The sequence below is a fragment of the Loktanella salsilacus genome (genome assembly GCF_024206795.1).
GTDB classification, from domain to species: domain Bacteria; phylum Pseudomonadota; class Alphaproteobacteria; order Rhodobacterales; family Rhodobacteraceae; genus Loktanella; species Loktanella salsilacus.
In genome coordinates, this window is sequence record NZ_CP072994.1 from 553,065 (window position 1) to 568,826 (window position 15,762).

At 61.7% G+C, this 15,762-nt stretch carries 14 protein-coding genes and 1 tRNA gene; 3 read left to right on the forward strand and 12 right to left on the reverse strand.

Annotation, left to right across the window (positions count from 1 at the left end; translation table 11 throughout):
• Both KBW81_RS02835 and KBW81_RS02840 read right to left on the reverse strand, forming a co-directional pair.
• The gene (locus KBW81_RS02835; protein WP_254248250.1) at positions 1 to 1,419 is read right to left on the reverse strand and encodes an FAD-binding oxidoreductase; all 1,419 of its coding nucleotides are present in this window, start codon (positions 1,417 to 1,419) and stop codon (positions 1 to 3) included.
• A 481-nt stretch (positions 1,420 to 1,900) separates the two neighbouring features.
• A tRNA-Met gene (locus KBW81_RS02840) sits at positions 1,901 to 1,977 on the reverse strand.
• A 218-nt stretch (positions 1,978 to 2,195) separates the two neighbouring features.
• Between KBW81_RS02840 and uraH the strand changes: the two genes are divergently transcribed.
• Positions 2,196 to 2,555: a hydroxyisourate hydrolase gene (uraH, locus tag KBW81_RS02845; RefSeq protein ID WP_254248251.1), complete on the forward strand. Its 360-nt coding sequence runs from the start codon at positions 2,196 to 2,198 to the stop codon at positions 2,553 to 2,555.
• 9 nt (positions 2,556 to 2,564) lie between these two features.
• Here the strand turns inward: uraH and KBW81_RS02850 are convergent, their stop codons facing one another.
• Genes KBW81_RS02850 through KBW81_RS02895 form a run of 10 tightly spaced genes read right to left on the reverse strand, consistent with a single transcriptional unit; the run spans position 2,565 to position 13,700 of the window.
• Complete coding sequence (locus tag KBW81_RS02850) at positions 2,565 to 3,539, reverse strand: aldose epimerase family protein (protein ID WP_254248252.1); 975 nt, start codon at positions 3,537 to 3,539, stop codon at positions 2,565 to 2,567.
• Positions 3,539 to 5,440 carry a beta-galactosidase gene (locus KBW81_RS02855; protein WP_254248253.1) on the reverse strand — a complete coding sequence of 634 codons (1,902 nt, stop codon included), beginning with the start codon at positions 5,438 to 5,440 and terminating at the stop codon, positions 3,539 to 3,541. Before KBW81_RS02855 ends, KBW81_RS02850 begins: the two co-directional genes overlap by 1 nt.
• A gap of 51 nt (positions 5,441 to 5,491) precedes the next feature.
• On the reverse strand, positions 5,492 to 6,319 hold the full coding sequence (locus KBW81_RS02860; protein ID WP_254248254.1) for an SMP-30/gluconolactonase/LRE family protein: 828 nt from the start codon (positions 6,317 to 6,319) through the stop codon (positions 5,492 to 5,494).
• Positions 6,316 to 6,921, reverse strand: a complete 606-nt coding sequence (locus KBW81_RS02865) for a 2-dehydro-3-deoxy-6-phosphogalactonate aldolase (protein WP_254248255.1) — start codon at positions 6,919 to 6,921, stop codon at positions 6,316 to 6,318. The genes KBW81_RS02860 and KBW81_RS02865 overlap by 4 nt, the downstream gene beginning before the upstream one ends.
• Positions 6,918 to 7,799, reverse strand: coding sequence for a 2-dehydro-3-deoxygalactonokinase (locus KBW81_RS02870; protein WP_254248256.1), 882 nt, complete (start codon positions 7,797 to 7,799; stop codon positions 6,918 to 6,920). Before KBW81_RS02870 ends, KBW81_RS02865 begins: the two co-directional genes overlap by 4 nt.
• Positions 7,796 to 8,554, reverse strand: coding sequence for an SDR family NAD(P)-dependent oxidoreductase (locus tag KBW81_RS02875; RefSeq protein WP_254248257.1), 759 nt, complete (start codon positions 8,552 to 8,554; stop codon positions 7,796 to 7,798). Before KBW81_RS02875 ends, KBW81_RS02870 begins: the two co-directional genes overlap by 4 nt.
• Positions 8,551 to 10,629, reverse strand: coding sequence for an alpha-galactosidase (locus KBW81_RS02880; protein WP_254248258.1), 2,079 nt, complete (start codon positions 10,627 to 10,629; stop codon positions 8,551 to 8,553). Before KBW81_RS02880 ends, KBW81_RS02875 begins: the two co-directional genes overlap by 4 nt.
• Positions 10,630 to 11,475, reverse strand: coding sequence for a carbohydrate ABC transporter permease (locus KBW81_RS02885; RefSeq protein ID WP_090190826.1), 846 nt, complete (start codon positions 11,473 to 11,475; stop codon positions 10,630 to 10,632).
• Position 11,476: 1 nt separating this feature from the next.
• On the reverse strand, positions 11,477 to 12,394 hold the full coding sequence (locus KBW81_RS02890) for a carbohydrate ABC transporter permease (RefSeq protein ID WP_090190825.1): 918 nt from the start codon (positions 12,392 to 12,394) through the stop codon (positions 11,477 to 11,479).
• A 58-nt stretch (positions 12,395 to 12,452) separates the two neighbouring features.
• Positions 12,453 to 13,700: an ABC transporter substrate-binding protein gene (locus KBW81_RS02895; protein ID WP_254248259.1), complete on the reverse strand. Its 1,248-nt coding sequence runs from the start codon at positions 13,698 to 13,700 to the stop codon at positions 12,453 to 12,455.
• 145 nt (positions 13,701 to 13,845) lie between these two features.
• On the opposite strand from KBW81_RS02895, the gene KBW81_RS02900 reads away from it, so the two are divergent.
• Entirely contained in the window at positions 13,846 to 14,658 is an 813-nt protein-coding gene (locus KBW81_RS02900) for an IclR family transcriptional regulator (protein ID WP_254248992.1), read from the forward strand.
• 3 nt (positions 14,659 to 14,661) lie between these two features.
• Positions 14,662 to 15,717: an ABC transporter ATP-binding protein gene (locus tag KBW81_RS02905; protein WP_254248260.1), complete on the forward strand. Its 1,056-nt coding sequence runs from the start codon at positions 14,662 to 14,664 to the stop codon at positions 15,715 to 15,717.
• Positions 15,718 to 15,762: the final 45 nt, after the last annotated feature.

Sequence of the window (15,762 nt, forward strand, 5' to 3'; positions counted from 1 at the left end):
CTAGCGCTTTGGCGGGATCACCTTGCCGGGGTTCAGGATGCCGCTGGGGTCCAGCGCGTCCTTGATCGCCCGCATGACATCCAGCGCGACCGGATCCTTGCGCTTTGCCATGCTATCCAGCTTTGACAGCCCTACGCCGTGTTCGGCGCTGAATGATCCGCCCAAATCTTGCACTACATCATCCACCATCTCGCGGATCGCGGCGCTTAGGTCGGGGTCCTCTTTGCTGGGGTATGCGGTGTAGTGCACATTGCCATCGCCCAAGTGCACGACAGACAGATCATCTGCGCCGGGGTCCAGCGCCAGAAGGCGTTTGCGCGCTTCGGTTAGAAAGGTTTGCACGTCGGGCAGGGCGACGGCGATATCTGTGTTCACAAAGGGGCGGCGGTCAAAGATCACCTCTGACGCTGCCTCGCGCCGGGCCCACATGTCGCTGCGCTGCTGTTCGGATTGGGCGGTCACGGCGTCCAGGATCAGGCCGTCCTCCATCATCTCGGCCAGCGTTTCCTCTAGCAGGGTGACGATGGGCACAGAGCCGTCGTCTAGCGGGGTGGCATCGCGGGGGGCGGTGGCACCGACCTCTATCATGATGTTGACGTCGTGGCGGTCGGCAAAGGGCGCCTTGGCCCCGGGGGTGATGCGCAGATGGGTGTCGATGTAATTGGCAGGCATGTATTCAAACGCCTCGACCGCGCCCCCTGTGGCAGCTTGGATGCGGTGCAGCAGGGTCAGGGCAGCATCCAGCGACGCGGCCGCGACCATCGCCGTGGCATAGGCGCGCGGCTTGGTGAACAGCTTGACCGTGGCGGCCGTGATGATGCCAAGCGTCCCCTCTGCGCCGATCATCAGGTGCCGCAGGTTCAGGCCGCTGTTATCTTTATGAAGCCGCCCCATCAGATCCATGATCCGACCATCCGCCAGCACGACGGTCAGGCCCAGCACCAGATCGCGGGTATTGCCATAGCGCAGCACGTTCGACCCGCCCGCGTTCGTCGAAAGCGCACCGCCGATCATTGCAGACCCGCGCGCGCCAAACGTCAGAGGAAAGATCAGATCATGGGCGTCTGCCGCGTCGTGAAGGCGCGAAATGATAACGCCAGCCTCTACCTCTGCCGTACGAGAGGCGGGATCGACGTTGCGGATTGCCGTCATCCGGTCCAGCGACAGGGCAATAGCCCCCATGGCGGACGCGCCGCCATTCAGCCCGGTATTGCCCGACACGGGCACCACAGCCTGCCCGGCAGCGTGACAAGCGGCCATCACAGCGCTGACCTGCTGCGTCGTGGTGGGCCGCGCGACGGCCAGCGGGACAGAGGTGTAATAGCCCGTCCAATCGTTGGTCCAGCGCGCCATATCGGCGGGGTCGGTTAGTAGACCTTGGGGGCCTAGAATATCAGCAAGTGTCGTCAGCAAAGTCATCGTGGTCCCCCGGTCTGTTGCGCAGACCCTGAACCTGCTGTGGGGACGTTGCAAGATGGTATGCCAAATTTTGAGGCGCGCTGAACGGCAAACGCGCGTGAGCGATCTGCGGTGGCTGCTTTGCGTTTCGTTTTGAACTGGGGGACTGTGGTGGTGGCGTGGAGGAGACTTGATCTCTCGACCCTGCGTGGTTTGCGCAGCAAACGCGCCGGTCGGTCCGGGGTGTCGATTTCGCGCTGCATTTGAACTGGGAGACTGTGGTGGTGGCGTGGGGGAGACTTGAACTCTCGACCCTGCGTGGCTTGCGCAGCAAACGCGCCGGTCGGTCCGGGGTGTCGATGTCGTGCTGCATTTGAACTGGGAGACTGTGGTGGTGGCGTGGGGGAGACTTGAACTCTCGACCCTGCGTGGCTTGCGCAGCAAACGCGCCGGTCGGTCCGGGGTGTCGATGTCGTGCTGCATTTGAACTGGGAGACTGTGGTGGTGGCGTGGGGGAGACTTGAACTCCCGACCTATCGATTATGAGTCGATCGCTCTAACCAACTGAGCTACCGCGCCTCACCACGGCGCATCCGATAAGCGGACCAGGGGGCGGTGTCAAACGCATTTTTCCACTTTTATGCGCGGGATGCGGGGTGCAACGATTTTTCGATGAATAATCGTCCGGCGTTAAACCTTTTGGGCGAAAAGTTTTAGGCTCCGGCTTGGCGCTGACCGGGTTGACAAGCGGGGAAGCAGGCCGCTTGTTCACAGGCGAAATGAAAAGGAGTGCGCTTATGTCGCAGGGATATTTAACGACCCATGTACTTGATACTGCACGCGGTTTGCCTGCGGGCGGGTTGCAGATCGTGCTGTCGCGGATCACGGACGCGGGCCCGGCAGAGATCGCGCGCATGACGACGAATGCTGACGGGCGCACTGATGCGCCGATCCTGCCCAAAGGGCAGTTCGCCGTCGGCACCTATGAGCTGACATTCCATGCGGGTGACTACCTGCGCGCGACCGGTCAGGACGGGACAGAGCCGCTCTTTCTGGATATTGTGCCAATCCGCTTTGGCATCACGGATGCAGAGGCGCATTACCATGTGCCTCTGCTGCTGTCGCCTTACGGCTATTCGACCTATCGCGGCAGCTAAGCCTGCGGCTTAGTCTGGCTTAGCGAAGGTATAAGTCGTGAACTGGCGATAAGGTGTGTGCTCGCCCACGCGGATGGACGGGAAATTCGCGTGGGTGGGGGCGTCTGGCCAGCCTTGCGCCTCGAACGCCAGCGCTTCGTATTGCGGCTTGCCGGGGCGGATCGCGTGGCGCCCGTCAAAGACCTGCATGCCGGGCTGATCGGTCGCGATGGTCAGCTTTACGCCGGATTGCCCGGTGAGCCACAGAACATCACGCAGCGGCACCTGTCCATCTGACAGACACATGTTGTTGTCCATCTCGGGGTTCTTGACGCTGATCTCGCGCGGTGCGCGGAAATCGAGCGGGGTGCCGTCTACATCGGCGATCTCTCCGGTGGGATAGAAATCCTCGGTCGTGGGCAGATAGCGGTCGGCGGCGACTTGCAAGGTGTGGCCGTCCCATGTCGGGGTGCCGTCAAGGTTCCAATAAGAGTGGTTCGCGAAGTTCATCAGCGTCGGCTGGTCGGTGGTACCCGTGATTTCCATCGTCAGGATGGCGGGGGCGATCACGGTGAACACAGCGCGAATATGCCGGTCGCCGGGCAGTCCGCCATCACCATCGGGCAGATGCAGTTTGAACACAGCACGGTCGGCCGAGGATTCGTGCAGCTTCCATGGCCGCAGGTGCGTCGCGCGGCTGCCGGAATGCAGGTGGATGCGGTTTTTCAGGTTCCGTTCCAGCTCGTACATCATGCCGTCAATCTCGACCCGGCCGGTGCTGATCCGGTTCACAACCGGACCGATCAGCGATCCACTATAGCGCATCTCGCCCTCGTAATCGGCCAGAAGGTCAGAGCCGCGGGTCAGGGAATAGTCAACGCCCGCAAGCCGCACGTCCTGCACGACGCAGCCCCATGTCAGCAGGGTGACGGACAAGTCGCCTGCATGCAGTGTGACGCTGTCGATGTCATGACCAGCGGCGGATGTGCCAAAATGTGCGATCATCAAAGTGCCTCCCAGTGAACCCCCGCAGCGGGGATGATTGTGTCTTTCCATGTGACAGGCTTGGGACCGTAGTTGAAGAAAAATCGCGTGGTGGCCGTGTCGCGCACGCGCAGGCCATCTGGCAGGCGCAGGGTCGCAATGCCCGCTGCGTCGCAAAGCCCGCCAATGATGCCGTCAAAGGTCGCGTCATCCGGCCAGCCGGCCAGATAGCGCAGGTGATCGCCGCCCATGATCGCTGGTTGGCCTGATTTCGTGGACAGATGCACCGGCGCTGTGCCGTCCAGATGTTCGAACCAATGGCGGAAACGGCCGCCGCCTTGCAGCTTGATCTTGTCGCTGGGAGGCAGGCTTTCGGTCAGTGTGACGGTGACGTCCGTATCGGGCAGGGAGGGGCCCATGGGCACGGGGATCGCCATGTCGCGGGTTTTTAGATCGCTGCGCGGGCCGATCAGCGCGATGCCTTCGTATGTTGCCAAAGCGGCGCGCAGGTTGTCCGAAATCGTCATCAAGCCGGGGGCAAGGACCAGTTTATAGGCCGACAGATCGCCCGTATGGGGCGGCAGAATGTCCACGGACAGACCCGCCCGGCGCAAGGCGCGGTAGGCGGCAAAGGCCAGGCGGAACATGTCAAAGTCCGCACCCTGCGGCTGCGTGTCCCACGCCCATGCGCTTTCGTAATCAAACATCAGCGCGGCAGAGCCTGTGGCGTGATCAAGGTCTGGCATGGCAGCGATTTCTGCCGCGACCTGCGCGGCCTCGCCCAAGGCCGGGGCGGGTTCGCTGTCGGGGCGCAGCAGGCCTGCGTGCATTTGTTCCTGCGCAAAGGGGGCTTGACGCCAGCGGAAATAGCAGACGGCCTCTGCCCCGTGCGCGAAGGCTTCCCATGCCCAAAGGCGGGCCATGCCGGGCAGGGGGGCCGGGTTGTAGGGGGCCCAGTTTACCGGGCCGGGTTGCTGCTCCATCACCCAAAGGCGGCCATTGCCGACAGCGCGGTACAGATCGTGGTGAAAGGCTTGGTTATCCGGGTGACCTTGGCGCAGATAGGTCTGCTTTTCCTTCGTCGTCCCTTCGATCCTATCGGACAGAAAGCCGATAGGGTAACTGTCCCACGACGCGATATCGAGGTCGGCACCGACTTTGAAATGATCAAACGTCAGCGTGCGGCCCATGTAGTTGTGGATCAGCGGCGTGTCGGTCAAAGGGCGCAGAGCGTCGACCTGTACGCGGTTGAACGCGGCGACTTGGTCAGAGCTGTAGCGCCGGAAATCCAGCACATGCGCGGGGTTGGGTTCGGTGACGGTCAGGTTCGGCAATTCGATCTGGTCGAAGGTGTCGTATTGCATTGACCAAAAGATATTGCCCCAAGCCCGGTTCAGCGCGTCCGTGCTTTGGTATTTCTGCGCAAGCCAATCCTGAAACCCCTGCTTTGCAGCACTCGAATAAGACAGCGTCGTATCGTGGCAATCGTATTCGTTATCGATCTGCCAAGCGGCGACATGGGGATTGCGGCCATAACGCTCGCCCATCGCTGTTGCGATGCGGCGACATGCGTCGCGGTAGCCCATGTGGCTGAAGTCATAATGCCGGCGCGAGCCAAAGCCCCGCGTGCGCCCCTGCGCGTCGACGGGCAGCATGTCGGGCATGCTGTCCACCAACCAGCGCGGCGGGGTGGCAGTGGGTGTGCCCATCACGACCTTGAGGCCAGCCGCGCCAAGCGTTTCAACAGCTCGGTCCAGCCAATCCCAGTCGTAGGTGCCCGGGGTGGGTTCCATCAGGCTCCAGGCGAATTCGCCAATGCGCACCCACGTCAGGCCGGTGGCCTTCATCTGGGCGGCATCAACGGCCCATTGGGATTCGGGCCAGTGTTCGGGGTAGTAGCAAACGCCGAGCGTGCGGGTCATGTCTGGGACCTTTTTGAGTATTTTTGGCAAGATGATGGGGGACGCCCGCGTTTAAAGGATAACGCGGTGTTCCCGTTGGCCGGTATAGCTGGTTTTGATGGCGTAAGTCGCGCCTTGGGCGTCGTCCGGGGCGTCGATGCCTTGGCGGGCCGAAGTCACATAGAGCGTCGACAGGTCCGCGCCGCCAAAAGCCGGGCAAGATGTGTGGTGCGCGGGGAATGCGAAGGCTTCGATGAACTGGCCATGTGGGTCGTAGGCGGCGACGCGGCCCGCACCCCATTGCGCATTGAACAGGTTGCCCGCGGCGTCCACGACAGAGCCGTCGGGGTTATAGTCCGTGCCGGTCAGGTCAATATGGAGTTGCGGTGTACCTGATGGCCAGCCAGCGGCGTCCAACGCGACGCGCATGATTTGTTTGGTGGGTGTGTCGGTGAAATAGGCGGTTTTGCCGTCTGGGGCGAAGCAGATCGAGTTGCTGATCGCAAGGTCGGCGTAGATCTTGCGCAGCGCGCCCCGGTAATAGCGCCAGATGCTGCCGTGGCCTGCCTCTGCCCCTAACCCCATCGTGCCAATCCAGAAGCCGCCCTGCGGGTCAGCGCGGCAATCGTTGGACCGGTTGCCCGCCAGATCGTGTTCCAGATCCATGATCTTGACGGTGTCGCCAGAGGCGATGTCAAAGCGGCTGAGTGCGATGTCAGAGGCGACGAGCAGCGTTTCATAATCCACCCAGCCCGCAGCCGAGACATGGCCGGGAAAATCCCAATGCTGCCCTTTGGTGTGCATGCGGCGCGACAGGATATCGAACCAGAACAGCTGATCGCGTTCAGGATGCCAGAGCGGGCCTTCGCCCAAGGCGCAGGGGGTGGCGTCGAAGATCATTGGATGGCTGCATCAAAGGCGGCCACGATGTCGCGGGCGCGGGTGGCAACGTCGTCGGCGCTTAGACCGGGGGTGTAAATCGCGGTGCCGATGCCGAAGCCGTCGGCACCTGCCTTGATCCAGTCGCCAAAGTTATCGGGGCCAGCGCCGCCGACGGCATAGACCGGGCAATCCGTAGGCAGCACGGCGCGCATGGCTTTGATCCCGGCGGGACCGATCAGCGAGGCGGGGAAAATCTTGAGCCCGTCAGCGCCGGCTTTCAGCGCCGCAAAGCATTCGGTGGGTGTCATCACGCCGGGCCAGCTGGCCATGCCTGCGGCCTTGGTCGCCATGATCACGCGCGGGTCGGCGTTGGGGGATACGATCAGCTTTCCGCCAGCATCACGCACGCGGTTCACGTCGTCTGGCGTCAGCACGGTACCTGCGCCAATTTCAGCAATATCCCCGTGCGCGTCAGCCATACGGCGGATGCTGTCGAAGGGTGCGGGGGAATTCAGCGGCACCTCTATCCGTGTGATGCCTGCGTCGATGCAGGCGCGGGCGACGGCGACGGCATCGTCGGGCGTGACGCCGCGCAGGATGGCGATGATGGGGCGGGTCATGTCTGGTCCTTCCAGCTGCGATAGGCGGCGGTTAGCCCGGCCAGTGTGGCGCGGTCCGCGTTGACTTGGGTCGCCGGGGCAGCCTGCGCCCCAAGGGCCGTCACGTAAAGCCCCGCCAAGGTGCCAGCGCCGATCACGGCGATTTGCTGCCCGAGCCAGTAGGGCTTGGTCGCGGCAAGTTCTGCCCCGATGAGCAGCCCCGACAGGCGGGCGCGCGCGGTGGCATTGGGCAGATCGTTCAGCAACCCTTCGGCGCGCAAAGAAAACAGGCGGGCGGCCAGCTTTTCCGGGCGGGCGATGGCGTCATCGACGCCTTGCAAAAAGCCCGCGTCGTCCCAGCCGTCGGTGCACGAATGGCGCAGCACGGTGTGGCCCGTGATGGCGGCGAACAGATCGCCGGTCATCACAGTCTGAAAGCTGACGACTTCATCCGCGCTGACGTGCACCCATTTTGTGTGGGTGCCCGGCAGGCAGATCACGCCGTCCCAGCGCGGGTTCAGCGACAAAAATCCCGCGATCTGGGTCTCTTCGCCGCGCATGACATCGGCGGGGCTGGCTTGTTTTAACCCCGGAATGATGTGGCAACGGGTGCCTGCAAGGGTCAGGTTGCTGGCCAGTGCGGGGCAGGGGACGGCGGAATAGGGTGCCTCTGTCCAGCCTTGGCGGGACCCGACCATGCCGCAGGCAATCACGGGCACGGCGGGCCAATCGGCGGTCAGGGCGTCCAGCGCCGGGGCAAAGCCGTCGCGGGTCAGCGTGCCCATGCCGTCGGCGGACCCAGCCGCCGCCAGCACGGTGCCACTGTCCGACATGGCCCAAACGCGCAGATGCGTCGTGCCCCAATCGGCGGCGATCCATGTGGCGGCGGCGGCACTCATCCTGTGAACGCCAAGCCGCCGTCAATGAACAGGCACTGCCCGGTCATCATGCGCGACAAATCAGAGGCAAGGAACAGCGCGGTGCCCGGCACGTCTTCGGGATACAGGTTTTCGGGGATGCACTGCTTTTTGCGGAATTCAGCAAGGTCTTCATCGGTATGCACCTCTTCAATCTGCTTTTTGGTCAGCACAAGACCGGGAGAGATCGCGTTCACGCGAATAGCGCGCGGGCCCCAGTCGCGGGCCAGCGAGCGTGTCAGCCCGAGGATGCCTGCGTTTGACGACACATAGGGTGCAAGCTGTTCGCCTGCGATCTGGTAGCTGGCGGACGAAAAATTGATGATTGACCCGCCATCCGTCATCAGCGCACCCGCCTTTTGGCAGGCAAAGAAGTAGTGGCGCAGGTTCACGGCAATTTGGCTGTCCCAATCTTCGACCGTGATGTCGGCGGGGTCCATGCGCGTGTCGGCAGCGGCGTTGTTGATTTGGACTTTCAGTGCGCCTTGCTTGGCGACGGCTTCGTCCATCGCGGCGTGCAGCGCCTTGGTGTCGGTGACGTCGCATTGCAGGAAGAACGGCTTAGTGCCGGTTTTTTCCGCCATGTCGTCCGCGAAATCGCTGTAGTCAGAGCGGCCGACAAAGCTGACCTTGGCCTTTTGCGTCAGAAAAGATTCCGTCAGCGCGGCACCGATGCCGCCGCCGCCGCCGGTGATAAAAACGTGGGCATTTTCAAGGTCGTGAAACTGGGCTGTCATAGGCGATGTCCTTCGATGATCCATATGCTGTCGGGGACGGCATAGGGTAGGGCAATGCCCTGTGACATCAACGTACGGCCCGTCAGGGTCAAGGGGCCAGATTTCAGCGCAGGCGTGCCGCGTGACAGGGTGGATAGGTCGTCTTTGTTCGCGATATTAACCGTATAGGTGGCATCCGGATCAAGCCCCGTTAGGCGCAGCGGGCGCGGCGCGATCTGTGTGCTGGTGCCTGCGTGACCCGCGAAGACGACAAACCGCGTGCCATCGGCGGCTTGCTGCTGTTCGGCGATGATGGCGGGGTCGGCGCTCTCCAGCCGCAAGATATCGGCGCTGCGCATCCAGTCGCGGTTGGCTTTGTACCACGCGGTGACCCGCGTGAGGGTCGCGGCCTCGTCCTGTGTCAGCTCGCGCGGGTCCATCTCGAACCCCATGTGGCGCTGGGCGGCGACCCATGCGCGGAAGCTGATGGAATGGACGCGTCCGGTCGTGTGGCAGTGGCGCGGGCCAACGTGGCTGCCGGTGACGCAGGATGGCAAGAAAAGGGCCGCATCGTGCTGAATGCGCAGGCGCGTCAGGGCGTCGTTGCTGTCGGACAGCCAGACGCGCTGGGTGTGCTTCAAAATGCCAAAGTCGATGCGTCCACCGCCAGAGGCGCAGGATTCAATCTCTACCTCTGGATGTGCTGTGCGCAGGCGGTCCAGCAGGGCGTAGGTGCCGCGTGTCTGGGCCGCGTCGTTATGAGGGAGCACACGGTTGTGGTCCCATTTGATGTATTCGATGTCGTGGCTGGCTAGAATACTGCTGATTTGATCAAACAGATTTTCGCGCAGATCGGCGTTCGCCATGTCCAGCACATATTGGCCCCGGCCAAGCGGCTGATCCATTGGGCCAAGGATCCAATCTGGGTGATTGCGGGCCATGTCGCTGTCGGCGTTGACCATCTCAGGCTCGAACCACAGGCCAAAGGTCATGCCAAGGCTGTGGATATGGTCGATCAGCGGGGTCAGCCCGTCTGGCCATTTCGCGGCGTCGATGGTCCAGTCGCCAAGGCTGGTGGTGTCGTCATTGCGCGCCTTGAACCAGCCGTCGTCCAGCACGAAACGCTCTGCCCCTAGCGCAACGGCGCGGTCGGCGATGGCGGTCAGGGCAGATAGAGAGTGGTCGAAATAGATCGCCTCCCAGCAGTTGTAATGCACGGGGCGGGGTGTGTTTGGCTGCGGCCAGGTGATGATGCGGTCGCGCAGATGGCGCTGAAAGCTGACAGCGCAGCCGTTCAAGCCTGTGTCCGAATAGGCCACATAAAGCGGGGCGCTTTTAAAATGGGTGCCGGGCAGGGGATCGCTGCCGCTGGCGTGGCCGAACTGGATCTGGCGGCGCCCGTCGGGAAGCTCCTCTGCGATCATGCGGTGGCCGCCGGACCAGCCATAGTGCAGGGCGTGCGCCTCTCCGCCGGTATTAGTGCAGCCGCGGGCGGGCAGGATCAACGCGGGGAAATGTTCGTGCCCGGTGCGGCCCGTGCGGTTGTCGCGGGCGCGGATGCCAGCGGCCCAAGGTGTGCGGACGGGCTGGAATTCATCGCACCAGCGGCCCGCGAAATCGATCATCTCGTCGGCCAACTGCGGGCCGGGCAGGGTCGGCGCGGACAGCCAGTCGCACAGGACAGGTTGTGTTGCATCCAGCGCGGTTTGGGCGGTGATGATTCCAGTCGCCGCATCGGCGCTGAACTTGAAGGTCAGGGTCAGCCCAAGGGCGGCGTCAGCATAGGACAGCGACAGTGCCTCTGCCCGTTTGGTCGCGGTTTGTGCAAAGACGGGGCGCAGGGGCGTGCCATCCTTGCTGCGCACGTCAAGGCCCGGCTGCCCCGGAAAGGCAGACGCGGTTTGCGGACACAGCGTGACCAGCGGGTTCGCATCCAGCATACCGCCCGTCAGGTCGATTTCAGCGGCAGCGGCAATCGCGCCAAGGTCGGTCCCGTCCGGCAGCCGCGCACCCCAATAGGTGCAGTGCGGCAAACCGTTCGCGGGGGCGGCCAGAACGATCGTCTGGCGACCGGCATCAAGACGATAGTGGGTCATTTACTTGACGGCTCCGAGGGTGAGGCCAGCGATGAAGTGCTTTTGCATCAAAAAGAACATCGCGACAGGGGGCAGGGCGGCGACGATAGACCCGGCAGAGACCAGATGCCACGCAGCGACCCATTGGCCGTTGAGCGATGACAGGCCAGCGGTAACGGGACGGGTTTCGGCGCTAGTGGTCAGCACGGTCGCCCAGAAGAAGTCGTTCCAGATGAAGGTAAAGATCAGCACCGACAGCGCCGCAATCGCGGGCTTCATCAGGGGCAGCACGACGAACCAAAAGATGCGCCATTCGGCTACGCCTTCGACGCGGGCGGCCTCGATCAGTTCGCGCGGCAGGGCGGCGATAAAGTTGCGCATGAATAGGGTGCAGAACCCGGTCTGAAAGGCGATGTGGAACAGGATGAGCGCCTGCGGTGTGTTGTACATGCCAAGGTTCAGCGTCAGGTCGCGAACCGGGACCATCAGGATCTGGAAGGGTACAAAGTTACCCGCCACGAACATGAAAAAGATCAGCAGGTTGCCTTTGAACCGGTAAATGCCAAGGGCAAAGCCGGTCAGGCAGGACAGGGCGACGGACCCGATCACGGTCGGGATCGTGACGATGAAAGAGTTGCGGATGTATTTCCACAGGTCGAAATCGAACAGGACCGTCCAGTAGTTTTCGATCGCGATATGCGTGGGCAGGCCAAAATAGTTGCCAGCCGCCAGATCGGAGGACGGTTTGATGGACGTCATGGCGATACCAAGCAGGGGCAGCAGCCACAGGATCAGGGCCACGGGTAGCAGGGCCTGATATGTCAGTTGTGCGGCGCGGGACCGCTGGGCAATGGGGCGTGGGAACATCTTAGTGGCCTCTCTCGTCGCGGACCATCTTCCAGACAAAGCCGGCGATGAAGACCATCATGATTAGGAACAGAACAACGGCAATGGCAGCGCCATAACCCATGCGGTAGCCGTATTCCGACAGCGCTTTTTCATACATGTAGAACGACAGCACGCGGGTTTGGCCAAAGGGGCCGCCGTTGGTCATGATCGACACAAGGTCAAAGCTGCGCAGGGCGCCGATGACTGTGACGACGACGGCGATAAACGTGGCGGGGCGCAGCTGCGGCAGCACGACATACCACAGCATTTTCAGGCCCTTGGCACCGTCCAGACGGGCCGCCTCGATCTGGTCGGGGGCGACGTTGTTCAGGCCGGTCAGGTATAGGATCATGCAATAGGCAATCTGCGGCCACAGGCCGGCGACGATGATGCCATAGGTCGCGTAGTCGGGGTTCGCCAGAACGGCGGTGCCGGTGCCAAACAGCCATTCCGTCAGCTGAAAGAACAGGCCGAAGTTGGGCGCATAGAACCACGCGAACATCAGGCCGACGACGACTTGGGAAATCACGAAAGGGAAGAAGAACAGGGACTTATAGATGCGGATACCGCTGACCGTCTGGTTCAGGAAAATCGCGATCCCCAGACCTGCAGGCACGGCAAGCATGTAAAGCACCAGCCAGATCAGGTTGTTTTTCAGCGAGATGATGAAATTGCGATCACCCCAAAGCTCTTGGTAATTGCCCCAGCCGACCCATTCTTTGGGCGACAATCCGTCCCAATCATAGAACGAGAACTGGAACGACGCGAAGATGGGCCAGACGACGTAGACCGCAAACATGAATATGCCCGGGGCGAGGAACAGCCAAGGCGTCAGCTTTTGTTGGTTGGATTTCCACCAAGACCGCTTGGGTCCGTGGGCGTCGGGTAGTGCGGTCATGGTGTAGTCCCCCCTTGCGATGAACGGCGGCCCCCGCAACAGGGGCCGCCATCAAGTTTTACTTTGCGTAGATACGCTGACGATCGGATTCCAGACGGGTCAGGATGTCTTCCAGATTGTCTGGGTACGCCATGAACTCTTGGAAGCCTTCCATGCCCGATGCGGCCATTTCGGCAGGCGCGTCACGGTCAAAGAACTGCGCCAGACCAGATGCCGTCGACAGCATCTCGAAGCCTTGGGACAGGAAGGGGTCAGCTTCGTCCACGGTGGACTCGTTGTTGACGGGCAGCTGGCCAAGGGCGGCGTTCAGCTTGGTCTGCACATCGGCGCGGGCCAGAAACGCAAGGAAGGTCTTGGCGTCTTCTGGGTTCTTCGCACCGGCAGGGATGTGGACCGTGTCAGTCGGCGCGTCTTCGGCGCGGGCGACGTCAGGGTTGATCGTTGGGAACGGGAAGAAGCCCAGCGTATCGTCGGTCATGCCGCCGTCTTTGAACGTGGCCACGGCAAAGTTGCCCATGACATAGTTCGCAGCCTTACCTTGGCTCATCAGGGCCGCAGCGTCCTGCCAGTCGATGGCAGCTGCGTTGGCAGTGATATAGCCCGGCTCGACCAGACGGTTCCACTGCGCAAAGGTTTCGCGCACACGCTCGTCCGTCCACGGGATCTCGCCGCCCGTCAACTGCATGTGGAAGTCGTAGCCGTTGGTGCGCAGGTTGAAATAGTCAAAGATACCAGCGCCGGGCCACATCGCGGATGTGCCAGTGGTCAAGCAGTCGATGCCTGCGTCTTTGAACAATTTGCAGTTCTCGACGAACGCGTCATAGGTTTCTGGAACCTTTGCGCCGACCTGCTCGTACAGGGCTTTGTTATAATACATGCCCCACTGGTAGTAGGTATAGGGCACGCCCCACTGCTTGTCGTCGATGGTCATGGACGACGCGGCAGAGGCCAGCTGTTCGTTCAGGCCATTGTCGGCCCAAACGTCGGACACATCCATGAACTGGCCTGCGTCAACGAAAGGCTTCATGCGGTTGCCGGCGTACCAGTTGGCAAGGTCCGGGCTGTCAGCGGTCAGGAAGTTACGGATCGCAGTCTTGTAACCCTCGTGGTCGAACAGGTTCACCTGCACGTCGATGTCGGGATACTCGGCCTCGAAATCAGCGATCAGCGCTTCAAAGGCGGCTTTTGGTGCGGGGTCAGACGTGTCGGTGTTGAACGTCAGCACGCGCTGCTGGGCGATGGCAGATGTGCCAGCAAGCAGAGCGATCGAAAGTGCCAGACCGGCGGTGAGTGGTTTGCGCAACATTTGGTTTCCTCCCTAAATTAGCGTCCAATGGTTTCATTATTTGAAACTTGGTTTTGGGTATTGATACTTAATCGCGAATCCCCTAGGCTTGTCAACACACCCGTTACGCGGCAGCGCAGCATTCGGGTGAGGGATAGGGATGGATATGGCAGGCAGCGGCAGCGGCGATGGCACAGTCGGCAAAGCACTAGAGGTGTTAGATCAGGTGGCCAGCTTTGGCCGCCCGGTACGATTTTCTGAGGTACTGGCGGATAGCGCCTATCCAAAGCCAACGCTGTATCGCCTTCTACAAACCCTCGTGAGCCAGAATATGCTGTCCTATAATCTGGACCGGCAAACCTATGCCCCCGGTGCGCGGCTGGTGCGGCTGGCCCATGCCGCTTGGGCACAATCAAGCCTTGTGCAAGTCGCCAGCCCGCATTTGTTGCGGCTGTCCGTTGCCACCAGCGAAACTGTGCATCTGGCGCAGCTAGATCATGCGCAGGTGCTGTATTTAGATAAACGCAACGCCGCCCACCCGGTCGAGATTTTCTCTCAGGCGGGCAAGGTTGGACCCGTCTATTGCACGGGCGTTGGCAAAGCGATGCTGGCCTTTACCGATGACGCGCAGGCGGATGACATCATCGCGCAGCAGTCGTTCCACAGATTTCAGCCCGGCACCCTGACAACGCCCGCCGCCTTGCGGCAGGAACTGCAGGCGATCCGGGCACGCGGATATGCCTTTGACCGCGAAGAACACGAGCCGGGGATCATCTGCATCGCCATGCCAATTCTGACGCCGTCAGGCCGGGTGCTGGGGGCGGTGTCCGTCACCAGCACGACAGCGCGTACCGATTTAAAGGGGCTGGAAACACTGGCTCCCAAAGTGCGCGACGCGGCCGATGCCATCGCGCAGGACGCGGCGAAATGGAGCTTTCCCGATCACGGGACACACACACTGAAACTCGCGTGGGAATAATTCATGTCGGGCGTAACGCTTAAGAATACGATCAAGAAATATGGCGACATCCAGGTCGTTCACGGGATCGATCTAGAAGTTGAACACGGCGAATTCTGCGTCTTTGTCGGCCCGTCAGGCTGCGGCAAATCCACCCTGCTGCGCATGATCGCAGGGCTAGAGGAAACGACCGCAGGCCAGATCAACATCGGCGCGCGGGACGTGACGCGCCTTGATCCGTCCGACCGCGGCGTGGCCATGGTGTTCCAAACCTACGCGCTTTACCCGCATATGACCGTGCAGGATAACATGGGGTTCGGCCTTAAAATGAACGGCCACCCCAAGGCGGAAATCGCTGCCAAGGTGGCAGAGGCATCGCGGATCCTAAAGCTGGATGAATACCTCAGCCGTAAGCCCGCCGCCCTGTCCGGCGGTCAGCGCCAGCGTGTCAGTATCGGCCGCGCCATCGTGCGCGGGCCAGAGGTGTTCTTGTTCGACGAGCCGCTATCGAACCTTGACGCTGAACTGCGCGTCGAGATGCGCGTCGAAATCGCCCGCCTTCACAAGGAAATCGGCGCGACGATGATCTATGTTACCCACGACCAAGTCGAGGCGATGACGCTGGCTGATAAAATCGTCGTGCTGCGCAAAGGCGTGATCGAACAGGTCGGCGCACCGATGGACCTGTACCGCGACCCAGACAACAAATTCGTCGCCGGCTTTATCGGCAGCCCCGCGATGAACTTTATGGCTGGCGAAATCGCGAATGGCACGGTCGCAGTCCCGGGGATGAAGGCACACTTCGACCTTGGCGTCACATCGCATAGTGGCCCTTTCACCGTCGGTATGCGGGCAGAGCACCTTGTCGTGGATTCGGACGGCGACACGCACACGGTCGACTTGACCGAAAGCCTTGGCGGCGTGTCCTACGTCTATCTTCTGGGCGACACCGGAGAGCGGATCGTCATTGAGGAACGCGGCGACCACCGCTCGCGTCTCGGCGACCGCGTTGGCATCACCATCGACGCAAACCGTGTCTACCTGTTTGACGCAAAGACCGAAGCGCGCATCAGAACGTAAGGTCCACCCTTCTTCTGGTCAAAAATACCTCGGGGTTTGGGGCAG

Coding starts and splice junctions, on each gene's coding strand:
- KBW81_RS02885 (WP_090190826.1), bottom strand. CDS start 11,475: ATGTTCCCACGCCCCATTGCCCAGCGGTCCCGCGCCGCACAACTGACA.
- KBW81_RS02880 (WP_254248258.1), bottom strand. CDS start 10,629: ATGACCCACTATCGTCTTGATGCCGGTCGCCAGACGATCGTTCTGGCC.
- uraH (WP_254248251.1), top strand. CDS start 2,196: ATGTCGCAGGGATATTTAACGACCCATGTACTTGATACTGCACGCGGT.
- KBW81_RS02860 (WP_254248254.1), bottom strand. CDS start 6,319: ATGATCTTCGACGCCACCCCCTGCGCCTTGGGCGAAGGCCCGCTCTGG.
- KBW81_RS02870 (WP_254248256.1), bottom strand. CDS start 7,799: ATGAGTGCCGCCGCCGCCACATGGATCGCCGCCGATTGGGGCACGACG.
- KBW81_RS02900 (WP_254248992.1), top strand. CDS start 13,846: ATGGCAGGCAGCGGCAGCGGCGATGGCACAGTCGGCAAAGCACTAGAG.
- KBW81_RS02875 (WP_254248257.1), bottom strand. CDS start 8,554: ATGACAGCCCAGTTTCACGACCTTGAAAATGCCCACGTTTTTATCACC.
- KBW81_RS02890 (WP_090190825.1), bottom strand. CDS start 12,394: ATGACCGCACTACCCGACGCCCACGGACCCAAGCGGTCTTGGTGGAAA.
- KBW81_RS02865 (WP_254248255.1), bottom strand. CDS start 6,921: ATGACCCGCCCCATCATCGCCATCCTGCGCGGCGTCACGCCCGACGAT.
- KBW81_RS02850 (WP_254248252.1), bottom strand. CDS start 3,539: ATGATCGCACATTTTGGCACATCCGCCGCTGGTCATGACATCGACAGC.
- KBW81_RS02895 (WP_254248259.1), bottom strand. CDS start 13,700: ATGTTGCGCAAACCACTCACCGCCGGTCTGGCACTTTCGATCGCTCTG.
- KBW81_RS02855 (WP_254248253.1), bottom strand. CDS start 5,440: ATGACCCGCACGCTCGGCGTTTGCTACTACCCCGAACACTGGCCCGAA.
- KBW81_RS02835 (WP_254248250.1), bottom strand. CDS start 1,419: ATGACTTTGCTGACGACACTTGCTGATATTCTAGGCCCCCAAGGTCTA.
- KBW81_RS02905 (WP_254248260.1), top strand. CDS start 14,662: ATGTCGGGCGTAACGCTTAAGAATACGATCAAGAAATATGGCGACATC.